Raw genomic sequence first — 15,583 nt, 5'->3', positions numbered from 1 at the left:
GTGTTTTTTAAATAAGTATAAAGTGATCTTTTATTTAATCACTAGTTTTTCAGTAGTTGATTCGCTATTATTACTAAAACGAGCAAAATAAACCCCAGAAGGTAAGTTAGTTTTTACTGTGTTTTCTCCTTCGGTAAGCGATGTTTTAGAAACTAATTTTCCAGTAACATTATAAATGTTTAATGTTTTAAAAGAATATTGGTTGTTGAACTGAATTTGGCTACTTGCTGGATTTGGGTAAAAGTTGAAGTTTGCAAAGGTGTTTTCATTTACGTTTAATACACCACATAAAAAGGGATCAAAAATTACTTCACCTAAAGTAGAATCGTCTACCACATGAAAAATCACATCTTCTACTTCTTGCTCTTCGCTTTCTTGTCCTTCAATCCAACAGTTATTTTTAGCTTGTAAAGTATTTGCAGTGTTATTGTATATTGCATACGTTACGCCGCCATTTCCATTTTCAGAAAAAACGTTTTCACCTGTGTTATCTTCTCCGTCGCCTAAGTTAATGGAAGCTTGGTCAATTACAGTTATACCCCAAAGGTTTCGTCTAAATTCGTTACCAGAAGCAATAACCTCCATTCCGGCAGATGCACTGTTAAGGGAAATACCACTTCCTCCGGAATTTGGTAGGCCTTGAGTATCGTTGTCTTCAATAATATTGTTTGTCACGAATGCAAAGGAGTTACTACCTACAATGTTCATTCCGTAACGGTTATCAACAATAGTATTGTCATCAATTCGGGCTAAGATGTTTCCGCTTCCACCAAAAAAATTGGCAACAGCGATTCCACCTACCATATCGAGGCTTCTATCACCAATTATTGTATTTTGGATAATTCTCAAAGTATCACCAGGATTTGTAATACCTAAATTAATCTGTGGTCGGTTAGAGTTGGACTGGTTGTTGCCTTCCAAATAATTATTTGAAATATTTGGTGAAACGCCACTATTTGCACCCGAGCTTACGGCTGGAAGTGCATTGAAGGTAATCGTGTTATTGGTAATTTGAGGAGTTCCTCTAAACAACGAAATAACACCGCCAGTAGTGGCTCCACCTTCTACGTTATTGGTCAAGGTGCAATTATCTATGCTGAAATCTTCAGTCAACACTCTAAGACCGCCTCCATACTCTATAGTTGTGTTTTGAAGGTCAATACTTGAAAATTCTTCAAAGCGGAAGCCTTCATATGGATTGGCAGTATCAATTGCAGTAATTGTTGTTGCATCTGCTGTGATATTGAAAGCGCCAAATACAGTGATTAATAAATCGATATCTATGGAAAGCGTTAAATCTTGGTCAATTAAAAAAGTATCATTTTCAGCAATTATGAGGTTTTCTAAAAGCGTATAATCGGTTCCAGAAACGGTAACCGTAGTGGCGCTTAGGGCGGCAATATCGTCTAGTGTATAGGTTCCGCCGTCATTAGGCGTTGTGTAAGTCTCTTGCGCCAGCATAAAGCCAACTGCAAAAAAAGTCAGTAAAATTGAAAGTGTAATGTTTTTCATAATAATTAAGGAGTTGTTTATTTTTCTCAAAAATACATATTAGCCTCGAGTGAAAAAAATAGATTGATTTATGAAATAGGATTTACTTTTTTTCTGAAGAAAATTTTTAATTAAAACAGTACATTTATACAATGGTTTTATATGTTGTAATCCTGATATTTATAGTAAGTCCCTTTTTTCCAGCTACTGAAAATCCACATTGGTTTTTTAGAACTCCAGACTTTATCCGTTTGCAATCCGTGACAATACAGATGGTGCTTCTTGCCTTGTTTTTAATTTTTGAAAATTATTTTACTCTTTTTAGTTGGATTTTGCTTGCTGCACTCGTTGGATCCATTATTTATCAAGTAGTGAAAGTATTCCCGTATAGTTCTTTATATCCAAGAAATAAGCCTGATTTTCCCAGTGACGGCTGTGTTTCTATACTTGCAGGCAATGTATTGCAAGATAATACTCAATATAATTTACTTAAAACCGAAATAAAACAATACAACCCAGACTTGGTGCTTACTATGGAAAGTGATATAAAATGGGAAGAAGGTCTTTCAGAAATAGAAAAAGTATATCCATATACAGTTAAAATACCATTGGACAATTATTATGGAATGCATCTATATTCCAAAACTGATTTGATAAATGTTGAAGTAAACTACCATGTGGAAGAAGGGGTGCCCTCTATTTTTTTTGAATACCCGCTTTCTGAAAACCAAACTATTTTCTTTGCTTGTTTACATCCAGCACCACCAAGCCCTACTGAGAATGAAACGTCAAAAGAGCGGGATGCTGAGTTGATGATTGTGGGCAAAATAATACGTAAACTTAATAAACCAGTAGTAATTTGTGGTGATATGAATGATGTGGTTTGGAGCCGAACTACTCGGTTATTTAAAAAAATGACAGCTATGATCGATCCGCGTATTGGGCGTGGTTTTTTTCCAACCTATCATGCTAAATATCGGTTAATGCGGTTTCCATTGGATCATTTGTTTCATACCAAAGATCTGTTTGTAAAAACGATGGTGCGAACCAAGAACTTCGGAAGTGACCATTTTGCCATGTATTATGAAATACATCATAAAAAAAGAAGAAAAACCGAAACAAAAGGAAAACTAAACGGAGATGAAGAAAAAGAAGTAGAAGAAAAGATTGAAGAGGGAAAGTAGCTATCTTAAATGATAAGCTGGACCTTACCTAATACCCGAATTTTATGCAGGAAATCATCGTTAGGACTACCTATAAGCATATAGTTAGTTGGAAACTTTTAGGGACGTGATAAAGAATAAAATGACCGTTATGAAACTTTTAAAAATAAAAAACTTCTATAGAAGATACTATAGAAGTTTTGAAACCACTTTTTTAACTCCCCAGTTGTATGGAAAGTGGTGAAAACCATTTGTTTTTCAAACGTACTAGGAAATTTTAAATAAATTTTACGGGATTCCTTAATGTAAGGAAGTTTTCTACATTTTTAAATAAGACCTAAATCTTTCATGATGGCTACAAGCTGAATAGCATTATTGGCCTTAAACTGAATTCGTAATTTATTAAGGCGTTTTTCAATGGTGCTTAAACTATTGGGATATATAGAATTATTCTTAAAATAGTTACTAATTTCATCTTGTGACAAACCGTTGGCTAATTGATTTACAAGCTCTATATCGTAATCATCAATATCTAAATTAGTTTTTTTTGTGAGAGCTTCATGTACTTGGGGTGAAAGATATACTTTATCAGTTACTACAGTATTAATAGCTTCAGCTAATTCAACAAGGCCTTTTCTACCTTTACATACATATGCGTCTACTTTAAAGTCTTTCACAAGTGTTCTCACTTTTTGAAGCCGATCTTCAATAGAATAGACAATGACTTTAATGTCAATACCTTCATGGCTTAATTCCTTAATCAAGGCTTCACCCGAAATGTATTTTTGTTCTCTGTGGTCGGTTTTAAACGAAAGGTCTGTAATTAATAGGTCATACGGAGTTCCTTCTTGTATGGCGGCTTTAATTTTTAAATATGCATCGTCACAGTACTGTACTTGCTGTACATTTTGAATAGAAAGGTTATTTAAAACAGAAACAACTCCTTTGTTAATACTGCCTAGATCATCAGAAATTAGTACTTTTTTAAACATAATAGTTACAATATAATGGTAGATTTAAACCCATTATTAACTTGAGAATCAAAAGTAATCGTTCCTCCAATTGTTTTTATACGGTTTTCCGTATTCTGAAGACCATTTCCTTTTTTTAAGCTACACCCATCGCCATTATCATTATAATCAATCGTTATTTTTTTGTTTTTTTGCTGAAAAGCAATAACAACTACCGTAGCGTTACTGTGTTTTTTCATATTGGTCATCAATTCTTGGAGTACTCTGTAAATGGTTGTTTTTTTAATATCAGAAACGGGAACCCAATCAACTGAAGCACTATTTTTTGTAATAATTGTTGTCTCCTCATTTTTATAGCTTAGCAGTAAATCGTCTAGAGTTTCATCAAAATTTTCAGTTAGATCAATACCGCTGTTTTGTTTTGAAATATCACGTGTTTTAATATAAATTTCTTCTAAATCGTCCAGTACATCTTCTTGAATAGATTTAAAAGTCTGAAGCTTCGTCATTACATGATACACATCATTGGCAACTTCGTCGTGTACTTTTTTTGAAATGCGGGTTTCGGTATTATAAAGTTGCCGTATTTTTTCTTTTTTGTGACGGGAACGAAGTATAAAATATATAAAGATGGATGTCAATAGGATGATAGCTCCTACACCAAGGTAGATAAGCTTTAGTTGCTTTTCCTTTTCCCGTTCTAGTTCAACTTGTTGAGTCAAGCGTCGTTCTTTTTCAACATCGTAACGCATAGCCGCATACTTGTTTTGTTTTTCTTGTTCAGCACTGTGCAAACTATCGGTTAAAAATTGATACCTTTTTATGTTCGGGTTGTTATCTAATGCAGTAATAAGCTTTAGGGCTTCTTTTTTAAAATGGATATCATTAATTGCTTGGGAAACTAAGAGTGCTTTATCTGCATATATTTTGGCTTGCTCTTTTTTATTGTTTTCATTACTGTAAAGTGATAAGTGTCTGTAACTGGAAAAAAGACCAATGGAATCTTTGATGTTCTGTCGTAAGCGAAGAGCAGCTTGTAAGTTTTGAAATGCTTTTGGGTGGTTTAATTTTGATTGAGCGAAGCCCAAATTATCCAATGCATAAGCTTTTTTATTTGGGTCATTTAATTTCGATGCTATTATATTGGCATATTGCAATGTGTCAACCGCTTGTGTATAGTTTTCTTGTTTTCTTAGAATATTGGCCACATTGTTGATAATGGAAAACGAATCTTTTGCTGTATAGCTATACTCAGCAGCTTTTTTATAAAGGTCTAACCCTTTCTGGAATGCGTTTATTTTACTGTATAAAATGCCTAATCGATTATACAACCTTTTTTTTGTGTTAATAGAAATAGAGTCGGTGTTAGTGTCAACAAGCTGTAATGCCAAAATTGTCTTTTGTTCACTTTCGTTATAGCTTCCAAAATTGTATTTTCCCAGTGCTAGCATTTCCAATGCGTATGCAGCCCCAATACTGTCGCCTTTTTTTATTTTTTGCTTGTAATTTTGTTCGTAAAAAGTAAGTGCTGAAGTAATCTCTGTGGGGTTTTCAGATTGTACAATTACCTTATAATAATAATGTGTACTATCAATTGCCTTTTGAGCAAAGAGCGAACCAGAAATAATAAATAAGAAACCAAATAGATTAAAGAAAAAAAGGAGGAATGAATTTCTGTTGATTTTCATTCCTCTAAAATAACAACTAATTTTTAGTTGCCAAGAAATCGTTGGCCGTTTCTTATTTTGAATAAAAAAGCTTCTCTATTTTCATAAAGAAGCTTTTAGTGCGGGCGGAGAGACTCGAACTCTCACACCTTGCGGCACTAGATCCTAAGTCTAGCGTGTCTACCAATTCCACCACACCCGCATTTCAATAAGTACCTTTTTATTTCAAAAGGAGTGCAAATATACATAAAGTTCATAATTGGCAAACAAATTTTTCAGATAAAATTTTGTTTTTGGTACCTTTAGCTTTTCAGTTAAAAAAATTACTATGAAATGCCCATTTATAATTTTAAAATTCACTGAAAATGAATAATAGAGGGCATTCCATCTTCTTATTTCTCAAAATATTTTATACAGATGAAAAGTGCAAAACCTTATATTGAAGAACACAAACAACGTTTCATAGACGAATTAATCGAGCTGCTAAAAATACCAAGTATTAGTGCAGACTCAGCTTATAAAGACGATGTGTTTAATACCGCGGAAGCAGTAAAAGATAGCCTAAAAAAAGCAGGATGTGATACCGTTGAAATTTGTGAAACACCAGGGTATCCTATTGTTTTTGGTGAAAAAATAATCGATAAAAATCTTCCAACTGTTTTAGTGTACGGTCATTACGATGTGCAACCGCCAGACCCGATGGATTTATGGAACAGCCCGCCGTTTGATCCGGTAATCCAGAAAACTGACATTCATCCTGATGGTGCTATTTTTGCCCGCGGTGCTTGTGATGATAAAGGACAAATGTACATGCACGTAAAGGCGTTGGAATATATGACCGAAACCAATCAACTGCCTTGCAATGTAAAATTTATGATTGAAGGCGAAGAAGAAGTGGGTAGTGCTAGCTTGGAGTGGTTTATTACTCGAAATAGAGAAAAATTAGCCAACGATGTTATCTTAATTAGCGATACCGGAATGATTGCGCCCGATACGCCATCGATTACAACAGGACTGCGGGGACTTAGTTATGTTGAGGTTGAAGTTACTGGTCCCAATCGCGATTTGCATAGTGGCTTGTACGGTGGGGCAGTAGCAAACCCAATTAATATTTTAGCGAAAATGATTGCGTCGCTTCAGGATGAAAACAATCATATTACCATTCCTGGTTTTTATGATGATGTGGAGATTCTTTCAGAAGAAGAACGTGCTAAAATGGCCGAAGCTCCTTTTAATAAAGAAGCCTATAAAAAAGCAATAGGGATTGGCGATGTATATGGTGAAGCCGGTTATACAACAAACGAAAGAAACTCTATACGGCCTACACTAGATGTAAATGGTATTTGGGGTGGGTACACTGGCGAAGGCGCCAAAACGGTAATCGCCAGTAAAGCGTACGCTAAAATAAGTATGCGATTGGTACCCAACCAAGATTGGAAGAAAATAAGCCAATTGTTTAAAGATCATTTTGAAAGTATTGCACCAAAAGCTGTTACGGTAGAAGTGAAGCCACATCACGGAGGGCAAGCGTATGTAACGCCAATCGATAATACGGGGTATCAAGCTGCAAGTAAAGCCTATGAAGAAACCTTTGGTAAAACACCAATTCCTCAACGTAGTGGCGGAAGTATCCCTATTGTTGCGTTGTTTGAAAACGAATTAAAAAGTAAAACCATTTTAATGGGCTTTGGGTTGGATACCGATGCGATCCATTCACCGAATGAACATTTTGGGATATGGAATTACTTAAAAGGAATTGAAACTATTCCGCAGTTCTATCATTACTTTACAGAGATGAGTAAATAACTGACAAACAATTCATTCTTAAAAACTGTATTCAAGTAGTTCAACTATTTGGATACAGTTTTTAATTTATAGTTACTTCATATTCATTCAATAAGTCTAAAAGCACCGTTTCAGAAGTTGAAAGCAAATCTTTGTTGTTTTTAATGGTATCTACTTTTTCAAAATAGGACCGAATAGAACCATCTTCATACTTTTCAATTAAAACAGGATGTACATAATATTCTCTGCAAACGGTACGGGTGTTTCCCAGTCCTTCTGCAGCGGCATCATAAGCGGTAAGAATATTTTTTTTATTTTGTTTTTCGTTTTCTTCAATACCTAAATGATGTAGTGTTTCGAAAACAATTTTACTGGCGGCCCAAGTACGAAAGTCTTTTGCTGAAAAAATATCCCCTGTAATTTCTTGTATATAATTATTTACCATTCCGCTGTCAATACTATGGTGATCTCCATCTTCATCGTAATACTGAAATAACTCCCAACCGGGTATTTCTTCACATTGCAAAACCAACTTTTGAAGACGTTTGTCTTTTATGGGGATACGGTGTTCTTTCCCTTTTTTACCTACAAACTCAAACAATAGTTCATTTTCCAAAACTTCTAAATGTTTCGTTCTCATGGTGGAGAGCCCGTACGATTTATTTTTCTTTGCATAGTAGGAATTTCCTATTCTAATGTGGGTTTCTTCCATTAGATGAAGTACGACTGCTAAACATTTCCGCTTGTCCATTTTAGGACGTTTCAAATCCTCTTCAATTTGCTTTCTTATCTTCGGCAGTGTTTTTCCAAATTCCGCCATTTTAAAGAACTTCGTCTTATTGCGTATTTGTGACCAATGTGGATGATACCGATACTGCTTTCTTTTCTTTTCATCTCGTCCTACAACTTGTAAATGACCATTTTTAAGTGGGGTAATATAAACATCGGTCCAAGCAGGAGGAATGACCAAACTTTTAAACCGTTTAATGGCCGATTTACTTTTTATCTTTTTGCCGTTTTTGGTATAATAAAACCCGCGTCCGTGACGGTGTCTTTGTATGGTGAGTTTTTTTTCGGTAATATATACTAAGTTTGCAAGCTCCGCAGCTTGAGTAGGATCTTCCAATACTTTAATTACATCGGGTTGTTTTATTACCATACGATAAAAATAGCAGGAAATTTCTTTATATAATCATAACAAAATTACAAACCCTTCATAAATTATTGAAGTGTAGGGGTTTGAAAAACATTACATTTTCTTTACAAAATCGGTGATGATTACAATTTGTTGTCCGTCTACTTTTCCTTCAATGTAGGTTGAGTTTTCGTGGTCTAGTGAAATTCGGCGAACCGCAGTACCTTGTTTAGCAACCATACTGCTTCCTTTTACTTTTAAATCTTTAATTAAAACGACTGAGTCACCAGCTTCTAAAATATTTCCATTACTATCACGATGAACAATTGCATCGCCTTTGTCAACGCCATCACCCGAAGCTTTTGCCCATTCGCGGGTTTCATCTTCCATATACATCATATCCAGCAAATCTTGAGGCCACCCTTCGCTTTTCAACCGTTGTAACATACGCCATGCCATTACTTGAACAGCTGGGGTAGTGTTCCACATGCTATCATTTAAACAACGCCAATGGTTAGGGTCGCGTTTGGTTTCGTCTTCAATTTGTTCTTTACAGGTTGAACAGATTAAAATACTAGCTTCCAACCCTTCTTTTGGGGAATCTGGAACTGAAAAAACCGATAAGTTTTCTTCAGAAGTACATAATTCACATTTGTTTTCAGCTCGTTTGCTTAAATCGCGTTCCAGGCTCATATTCATTTCCCGAGAAGTCGAGAATCTTATTAAACCCTTTTTAGGGTATTACTATTCAATTTGATACAAAGATAGCCTAATTCATTTCCAGTTGGAATTTTATTTTTTTCTGAAAAATTATTAATTCTATGTTTGTAGAATTAAAATATTATTCTACATTTGTAGAGTTGATTCTAATTTTGTAGAAATATGTCATTATCTAATTCCGAAGAAATATTAATGCAATTGCTCTGGAAACAGAAGAAAGCGTTTATGAAAGATTTAATTGAAGCTTATCCAGAGCCAAAACCTGCCCCAACTACTGTGGCTACGCTGTTAAAACGCATGCAGGATAAAAACTTTGTGGATTATAAACAACTGGGGCGTTCTCGAGAATACTTTCCGTTGGTAAAAAAGAAAGACTATTTCTCTAAGCAAATGAATGGCATGATCAAAGATTTTTTTAACGACAGCGCTTCGCAATTTGCTTCGTTTTTTACGCAAGAAACTGATTTGAGTAAAGAAGAATTGGAAGACTTAAAAAAACTGATTGACCAACAACTTAAAGAAAAATAATATGGAAGGGTATCTATTAAAATCGGCCGCTTGTTTATTGATTTTCTTTGCTTTTTATAAGTTTTTTTTGGAGAAAATAAGCGCACATACTTTTAAACGATTCTATTTGTTAGGCGTTATTTCGGTTTCTTTTATAATCCCATTTATCACGTTTACTACGTATGTTGAAGTACCACAGACAACCAATATGGTTCTTACAAATGTTTCAGATATTCAAGCAATTCCTGCCGAAGAAAGCGTTGATTATTTACCGTATGTTTTATGGACTGTTTACACATTGGGTGTCGCGTTTTTCGGGTTTCGTTTTTGTAGAAACCTTTTCAGTATTTGGAAGAAAATTCAACAAAACCCAATGCTGAAAGAAAGAAACTTTTTCCACGTGTTACTTCAGAAAAATATAGCACCACACACATTTTTCAGTTACATCTTCTTAAATAAAACTAAGTATGAGGCGAATGAAATTCCGAAGGAAGTATTGCTTCACGAACAAGCTCACGCTCAAGAAAAGCACAGTTTCGATATTCTTGTTATTGAATTGCTTCACGTCCTATTTTGGTTTAATCCACTCTTTATATTCTTAAAAAGAAGTATGAAGCTCAATCACGAATTTTTAGCCGATCGTGCTGTATTAAATCAAGGCACAAAAACATCAGTGTATCAAAATTTATTATTGGCATATTCATCACATGCCGTAACGCCACAATTGGCAAATTCAATCAATTATTCATTAATCAAAAAACGATTTACAGTTATGAAAACACACACCTCAAAAAAAGCAATTTGGCTTCGAAGCTTGTTTTTAATGCCATTAGTAGCCCTCATGCTTTATGGCTTCAGTAGTAAGCAAACCATTGTGAAAGAAACATCACAAACGGAAACAGTTTCAAAAAAAAGTATTGAGAAAGCTACAAAAGAACAACTTATTACGTATAACAAATTAGCTAAAAAGTACAATGCTGTAGCCATTGAGGACCGTAAAATTCCGGTAACCGATCTTGAAACATTAGAGCATATTTACGGATTAATGACGGCTAATCAAAAAGACAAGGCTCAACCTTTTCCAGAATGCTATTTGGAAAATAAAATAGGCCGTTATGATACGTATGCAACCGATTTTGTAGAAGGCGCTCAAAAAAACAATAAAAAAACATTTGTAGTCATGATTAGCGTAAATAGTGTGACCCTTAATGGAAAGCCGTCGAGCATTAAAACTTTTAAAGACGATCTAAATGTTATAACAAAAGGATGGACTAAAAATGATTTTAATAAAGCACTTCCCTCTATACTTATTTCAAAAAATAGTGAAGACTATTTAAAAAAATTAGAAGTAGAATTTCAGAAAACAGACTATGCGCAACATAAAAAAGGAGCGACTTTGTTAATTCCGCCCCCACCACCAGCTCCAAAGGCACCTAAACCACCCAAAAAAGTAATTAAAGGCGTGAATGATAAGGGCGGAAACATACCGCCACCACCTCCGCCACCAAAAATTGATGATAATGAAATGGCTCCGCCATTACCACCAGAGTCTTTAAACCCAGTAGATCATATTACATTGATGGCAAAAAGGAATGCTGCTTTTTTTTATGAAGAGAAAAGAATTACAGCCGAAAAAGCCATCGCTTTAGTGAAGAAGGATAGAAATTTAAATATCCAAACAACCAACTTTGAAAAAAGCAATCCTATTGTGAAAATTTCGAAAAAAGGAATTGAGATTGACTAATACCAATATTAATTCAAAATGCAAAAGCCTCGAATTATCGAGGCTTTTTTGTAACAAATACCTAGAATTAACGTTCTAATAGTCTGTCAATCAAAATCAATCAACCTATGTTACAACGTTTCTTTATTTTTTGTTCCGGTGCCGATACGGCTATTCTATCAGCGTGCTCACCTGGCGAACGCACCAAATATGCTGGTATTGGCGCCACCGTATTTTTCACGGCTGTCATGGCAGCTATTGCAGGTTCGTATGCTTTGTACACCGTTTTTGATAACCTGTTTACCGCTATTTTCTTTGGAATGATTTGGGGCTTGCTCATTTTTAACCTCGATCGGTTTATAGTTTCAACCATCAAAAAACGAAAGAATTTCTTTGATGAACTAATACAAGCTTCGCCACGGATTCTTTTGGCGATTATTATAGCGATTGTCATTTCAAAACCGTTGGAAATGAAAATTTTTGAAAAGGAAATTAATCAAGTCCTACTCGAAGAAAAAAACGACATGACGCTCGCCAACAAAGATCAATTGGCCTTGCAATACACCCCAACGGTTGAAGCATTGAACACTGAAATCGATGCCCTTAAAAAGGAGGTCACTGATAAAGAAACCGAGGTAAACGCCTTGTATGAAACTTACATCGCCGAAGCCGAAGGTAGGAAAGGAACCGAACTTATTGGCAAAGGTCCCGTTTACAAAGAAAAACGGGAAAAACACGATGAAGAATTAGCTGCTTTACAAGAATTACAGACTGTAAACACTGAAAAGATTACAGCATTGGAAAGCCAGATTGCAACAGTTTCTGATGCGTATCAAACCAAAGTCGCCGAGACCCAACCGGTAATTGATGGTTTTGATGGGTTGATGGCTCGTGTCAATGCGCTTGATAAATTACCTTGGCTACCGTCATTCTTTATATTCTTATTGTTTTTAGCCATTGAAACGTCACCGATCATCGCTAAACTATTATCACCCAAAGGCGCGTACGATTTAAAACTGGAAGAGCAAGAAAGTGCATTAAAATCGTGGGTTACGCAGCAACAAGCCCAAAGAGAAATTCTTGTTACTACAGACCGAGACATCAACAACAGGGTGTACGCTGATATTGCCGAAGAACAGGAATTGTACGATTACAAACGTAAAAAAGCACGCGAGTTGATGCAACTGCAGGCTGATGCTTTTTATAAGAAACAGAAAGGAGTGTTATAATCATTTCGACTGCAGGGATAAATCCCATCCTGCATGACACGTTCACATTTCAAGAAAAAGATAGCCTTTATTTAGATGCGATTTTTCCTCGAAATGACTGTAGTTTAAAAACCATTTCTTAACTATTTCTCTTTCGAAATGATTCTAATTTTCCCTAATATTGTTAGTAAAATATATTACTGCTAATGACAACGGAAATTGCATCTCAAATAGCATTAGAACACTATGGAATCACTGGTAAAGCTTCAGCTCTACAAGGCGATGAAGATGAAAACTTTAAATTGGTTTCCGAAAATGGCAACACTTACCTTTTAAAAATTTCCACTTCGGAAACAGCAGCATCATTTTTACAGTTTCAAACAGAGATTTTAAATCATTTAGCCTCAAAGAAAACAAATTGTCATTTCTCTGAAGTAATCCTTAATGATAAAGGAAAGCCATTAACTTCAATTATTAGTTCCGAAGAAAAAAGGACAGCACGATTGCTAACGTGGGTGCCAGGAAGGCTTTGGGCCCATGTTAATCCTAAAACTTCAAAATTACGGTTTAGTTTAGGGCAAAAAGCCGGAGAAATTACACAGGCATTACAAGATTTTAAACATCCCGAGGCCAATAGAACCTTCGATTGGAATTTGGCCGACTCTCTTTGGACGCAAAAATACACCGACCTTTTTAAAAATATTGAAAAGGATATGGTTTCATTTTTCCAAAAGCGGTTTCAAGAAATTAAACCTGTTTATCAATCACTGCCTAAAAGTGTGGTTCATAACGATGTAAACGACCATAATATTCTCGTTTCTTCAAATTTAAAAAACCCTAAAGTTACCGGAATTATTGACTTTGGTGATGCCGTTTATACCCAAACCGTAAACGATTTGGCCATTGCTATAGCGTACGCCATTATGAATACGCCAGACCCGTTGGCTGCAGCCGTGGAACTAGTTAAGGGGTATCATTCAGCATATCCGCTTTCAGAAAAAGAACTGGAATGTCTCTATACTTTAGTTGGAATGCGCTTAGTGATTACAGTTACAAAAGCAGCCTTGCGAAGGGCTGATGTTTCTAAAAACGTGTATCATTTTATTAGTGAACACGATGCTTGGCAGTTATTAAAACATTGGTACGGTACCTATGAAAATTTTGTGTTGTACAATTTCAGAAATGCATGTGGCTACACACCACACCCAAAAGAACACGATTTTAAAGATTGGATATCGAGCAACAAAATTTCATTAAATCAACTATTTCCTACGCTTACTATTAAAAAAGTAACGCATGTAGATATGAGTATAGGGAGTGCTTGGCTGGGAAATAAGCAAGAATATAGTGATACCGATATCACCGAATACAAGTTGAAACAAATTGAAAAAGACAATCCGGAAAGCATTTTAGCGAATGGATATTTAGAAGTCCGTCCTTTTTATACGACCAATGCTTTTAGAATGGATGGCAACAATGGTCCCCAATACCGTACAGTACACTTAGGAACCGACTTTTGGGTAGATGCTAAAACACCGCTTCACGCCGCTTATGATGGGAAAGTGGTTATTCTGCACTACAATGATTATTTAAAAGATTATGGACCGCTTTTGGTGTTGCAACACGAATTTAACGGTAATCCTTTTTACACTTTGTATGGCCATTTAACGCTTTCCTCACTAGAGATGACCAAGATTGGGCAAGAAGTTAAACAAGGAGAACAAATTGGTTATATAGGTGATACTTCTGAAAATGGAATCTGGACACCACACCTTCACTTTCAAGTGATGCTCGATTTGTTAGGGAACACAGAAAATTATCCTGGAGTTGCGTTTCCTTCTGAAGTTCAAGTTTGGAAAAGTATTTGTCAAAACCCGAAATTACTTTTTACTGAAGAAACCCACGATACGCCTGAAACCTATTCAAACGAGCAAATCATTTCGTTCAGAAAAGAACATTTAGGAAAAAGTTTGAGTCTTTCGTATTCAGATCCTTTGCACATAGTTAGGGGCGAAGGCGTGTATTTAATAGATTCCGACGGAAAAAAATACATCGATACCGCCAATAACGTAAACCACGTAGGGCATCAGCATCCCGAGGTCGTAGCGGTGGGACAACAACAAATGGCGGTTTTAAACACCAATACTCGCTATTTGCATAAAGAAATAGTAAATTATGCCGAAGCTTTACTTAAAAAACTACCTAAGGAACTCTCGGTGCTTCATTTTGTCAATTCTGGGAGTGAAGCCAACGAACTCGCATTGCGAATGGCTAAAACCGTTACCAAACAAAAAGATATACTAGCTATTGAGGTGGGATATCACGGAAACACCAATTCGGTAATGGGTGTGAGTTCTTATAAATTTGAAGGAAAAGGAGGGTTCCCAAAACCTAAGCATACGCATATTTTACCGCTGCCTGATTCGTATAGAGGAAAACATACAGGTGCTGATTGTGGTATTGAATATGCAGATTATGCCAAACAAGTTGTGCAGAATTTAAAAGAAAAGAAAAGAAATGTAGCCGCATTTATTGGCGAATCGATGATTAGCTGTGGCGGACAGATTGTACCCCCAAAAAATTATTTTAAGGAAGTATATAAAACCGTGAGAGAAGCTGGTGGGCTTTGTATTGCAGATGAGGTGCAGACTGGTTTTGGTAGAATGGGAAAAACATTTTGGGCTTTTGAATTGTTCGATGTTGTGCCTGATATTGTCACCATGGGAAAACCAGCTGGAAATGGGCATCCTTTAGCCATTGTAGCCTGTACAAAAGAAGTTTCTGAAAAATTCCATACCGGCATGGAATTTTTTAACACCTTTGGTGGTAACCCAGTATCTTGTGCGATTGGCCGAACGGTTTTAGAGGTGATTGAAGATGAAAACCTTCAAGAAAATGCTTTGGAAACAGGAGGCTTTTTAAAGTCTGAATTACTTCAGCTTCAAAATGAATTCCCCATTATTGGCGATGTGAGGGGAGAGGGACTTTTTTTAGGGTTTGAATTAAATGACACCAATAAAAAACCTTTGGCCGAACACGCTGCTTATCTTTCCGACCGAATGAAAACGCTAGGTGTTTTAATGAGCACCGACGGTCCGGACTACAACGTATTAAAAATAAAACCTCCAATGGTTTTTAGTAAAGAACATGCTGAAGAGCTTGTTTCAAAATTAAAAATCGTATTGGAGGAGGATTTTATGAATGCGTATTAAG

The 15,583-nt window shown here is 35.8% G+C and carries 11 protein-coding genes and 1 tRNA gene; 6 read left to right on the top strand and 6 right to left on the bottom strand.

The genetic code is table 11. The features are described from left to right. Positions 1-30: 30 nt before the first annotated feature. The gene (locus tag DZ858_RS01835) at positions 31-1,512 is read right to left on the bottom strand and encodes a T9SS type A sorting domain-containing protein (protein WP_117157870.1); all 1,482 of its coding nucleotides are present in this window, start codon (positions 1,510-1,512) and stop codon (positions 31-33) included. A 131-nt stretch (positions 1,513-1,643) separates the two neighbouring features. Here DZ858_RS01835 and DZ858_RS01830 point away from each other — a divergent pair, with 131 nt between their 5' ends. Beyond that, positions 1,644-2,675 (top strand): endonuclease/exonuclease/phosphatase family protein, encoded by a 1,032-nt coding sequence (locus DZ858_RS01830; protein ID WP_117157869.1) that lies wholly within the window; start codon positions 1,644-1,646, stop codon positions 2,673-2,675. A 305-nt stretch (positions 2,676-2,980) separates the two neighbouring features. On the opposite strand, the gene DZ858_RS01825 is transcribed toward DZ858_RS01830, so the two are convergent. The 3 genes from DZ858_RS01825 to DZ858_RS01815 form a co-directional block, all read right to left on the bottom strand. Next, positions 2,981-3,646 carry a response regulator gene (locus DZ858_RS01825; protein ID WP_117157868.1) on the bottom strand — a complete coding sequence of 222 codons (666 nt, stop codon included), beginning with the start codon at positions 3,644-3,646 and terminating at the stop codon, positions 2,981-2,983. A 5-nt stretch (positions 3,647-3,651) separates the two neighbouring features. Beyond that, entirely contained in the window at positions 3,652-5,313 is a 1,662-nt protein-coding gene (locus tag DZ858_RS01820) for a tetratricopeptide repeat-containing sensor histidine kinase (RefSeq protein WP_117157867.1), read from the bottom strand. A gap of 99 nt (positions 5,314-5,412) precedes the next feature. After that, a tRNA-Leu gene (locus DZ858_RS01815) sits at positions 5,413-5,494 on the bottom strand. 215 nt (positions 5,495-5,709) lie between these two features. Between DZ858_RS01815 and DZ858_RS01810 the strand changes: the two genes are divergently transcribed. Further along, positions 5,710-7,098, top strand: a complete 1,389-nt coding sequence (locus DZ858_RS01810; RefSeq protein ID WP_117157866.1) for a dipeptidase — start codon at positions 5,710-5,712, stop codon at positions 7,096-7,098. A gap of 61 nt (positions 7,099-7,159) precedes the next feature. Here the strand turns inward: DZ858_RS01810 and DZ858_RS01805 are convergent, their stop codons facing one another. Further along, a complete protein-coding gene (locus DZ858_RS01805) occupies positions 7,160-8,236 on the bottom strand; it encodes a DNA topoisomerase IB (RefSeq protein ID WP_117157865.1) in 1,077 nt (358 codons plus the stop codon). A 90-nt stretch (positions 8,237-8,326) separates the two neighbouring features. Further along, on the bottom strand, positions 8,327-8,905 hold the full coding sequence (locus DZ858_RS01800; RefSeq protein ID WP_117157864.1) for a PhnA domain-containing protein: 579 nt from the start codon (positions 8,903-8,905) through the stop codon (positions 8,327-8,329). A 189-nt stretch (positions 8,906-9,094) separates the two neighbouring features. Between DZ858_RS01800 and DZ858_RS01795 the strand changes: the two genes are divergently transcribed. From DZ858_RS01795 to DZ858_RS01780, 4 genes are all read left to right on the top strand, one after another. Further along, complete coding sequence (locus DZ858_RS01795) at positions 9,095-9,460, top strand: BlaI/MecI/CopY family transcriptional regulator (protein WP_117157863.1); 366 nt, start codon at positions 9,095-9,097, stop codon at positions 9,458-9,460. Position 9,461: 1 nt separating this feature from the next. Next, positions 9,462-11,183 (top strand): M56 family metallopeptidase, encoded by a 1,722-nt coding sequence (locus DZ858_RS01790; RefSeq protein ID WP_147309560.1) that lies wholly within the window; start codon positions 9,462-9,464, stop codon positions 11,181-11,183. Between the two features lie 107 nt (positions 11,184-11,290). Then, complete coding sequence (locus DZ858_RS01785) at positions 11,291-12,391, top strand: DUF4407 domain-containing protein (RefSeq protein ID WP_117157861.1); 1,101 nt, start codon at positions 11,291-11,293, stop codon at positions 12,389-12,391. 185 nt (positions 12,392-12,576) lie between these two features. Further along, positions 12,577-15,582, top strand: a complete 3,006-nt coding sequence (locus tag DZ858_RS01780; protein WP_117157860.1) for an aminotransferase class III-fold pyridoxal phosphate-dependent enzyme — start codon at positions 12,577-12,579, stop codon at positions 15,580-15,582. Position 15,583: the final 1 nt, after the last annotated feature.

The sequence above is a fragment of the Marixanthomonas ophiurae genome, assembly GCF_003413745.1.
GTDB lineage: Bacteria > Bacteroidota > Bacteroidia > Flavobacteriales > Flavobacteriaceae > Marixanthomonas > Marixanthomonas ophiurae.
The sequence above is the reverse complement of the archived record's forward strand: the minus strand, read 5'-3'. Positions and strand labels throughout refer to the sequence as shown.

Bases quoted from the DNA above. Each gene is read 5' to 3' on its own strand.
- DZ858_RS01835 (WP_117157870.1), bottom strand. From the start codon at position 1,512: ATGAAAAACATTACACTTTCAATTTTACTGACTTTTTTTGCAGTTGGC.
- DZ858_RS01830 (WP_117157869.1), top strand. From the start codon at position 1,644: ATGGTTTTATATGTTGTAATCCTGATATTTATAGTAAGTCCCTTTTTT.
- DZ858_RS01825 (WP_117157868.1), bottom strand. From the start codon at position 3,646: ATGTTTAAAAAAGTACTAATTTCTGATGATCTAGGCAGTATTAACAAA.
- DZ858_RS01820 (WP_117157867.1), bottom strand. From the start codon at position 5,313: ATGAAAATCAACAGAAATTCATTCCTCCTTTTTTTCTTTAATCTATTT.
- DZ858_RS01810 (WP_117157866.1), top strand. From the start codon at position 5,710: ATGAAAAGTGCAAAACCTTATATTGAAGAACACAAACAACGTTTCATA.
- DZ858_RS01805 (WP_117157865.1), bottom strand. From the start codon at position 8,236: ATGGTAATAAAACAACCCGATGTAATTAAAGTATTGGAAGATCCTACT.
- DZ858_RS01800 (WP_117157864.1), bottom strand. From the start codon at position 8,905: ATGAGCCTGGAACGCGATTTAAGCAAACGAGCTGAAAACAAATGTGAA.
- DZ858_RS01795 (WP_117157863.1), top strand. From the start codon at position 9,095: ATGTCATTATCTAATTCCGAAGAAATATTAATGCAATTGCTCTGGAAA.
- DZ858_RS01790 (WP_147309560.1), top strand. From the start codon at position 9,462: ATGGAAGGGTATCTATTAAAATCGGCCGCTTGTTTATTGATTTTCTTT.
- DZ858_RS01785 (WP_117157861.1), top strand. From the start codon at position 11,291: ATGTTACAACGTTTCTTTATTTTTTGTTCCGGTGCCGATACGGCTATT.
- DZ858_RS01780 (WP_117157860.1), top strand. From the start codon at position 12,577: ATGACAACGGAAATTGCATCTCAAATAGCATTAGAACACTATGGAATC.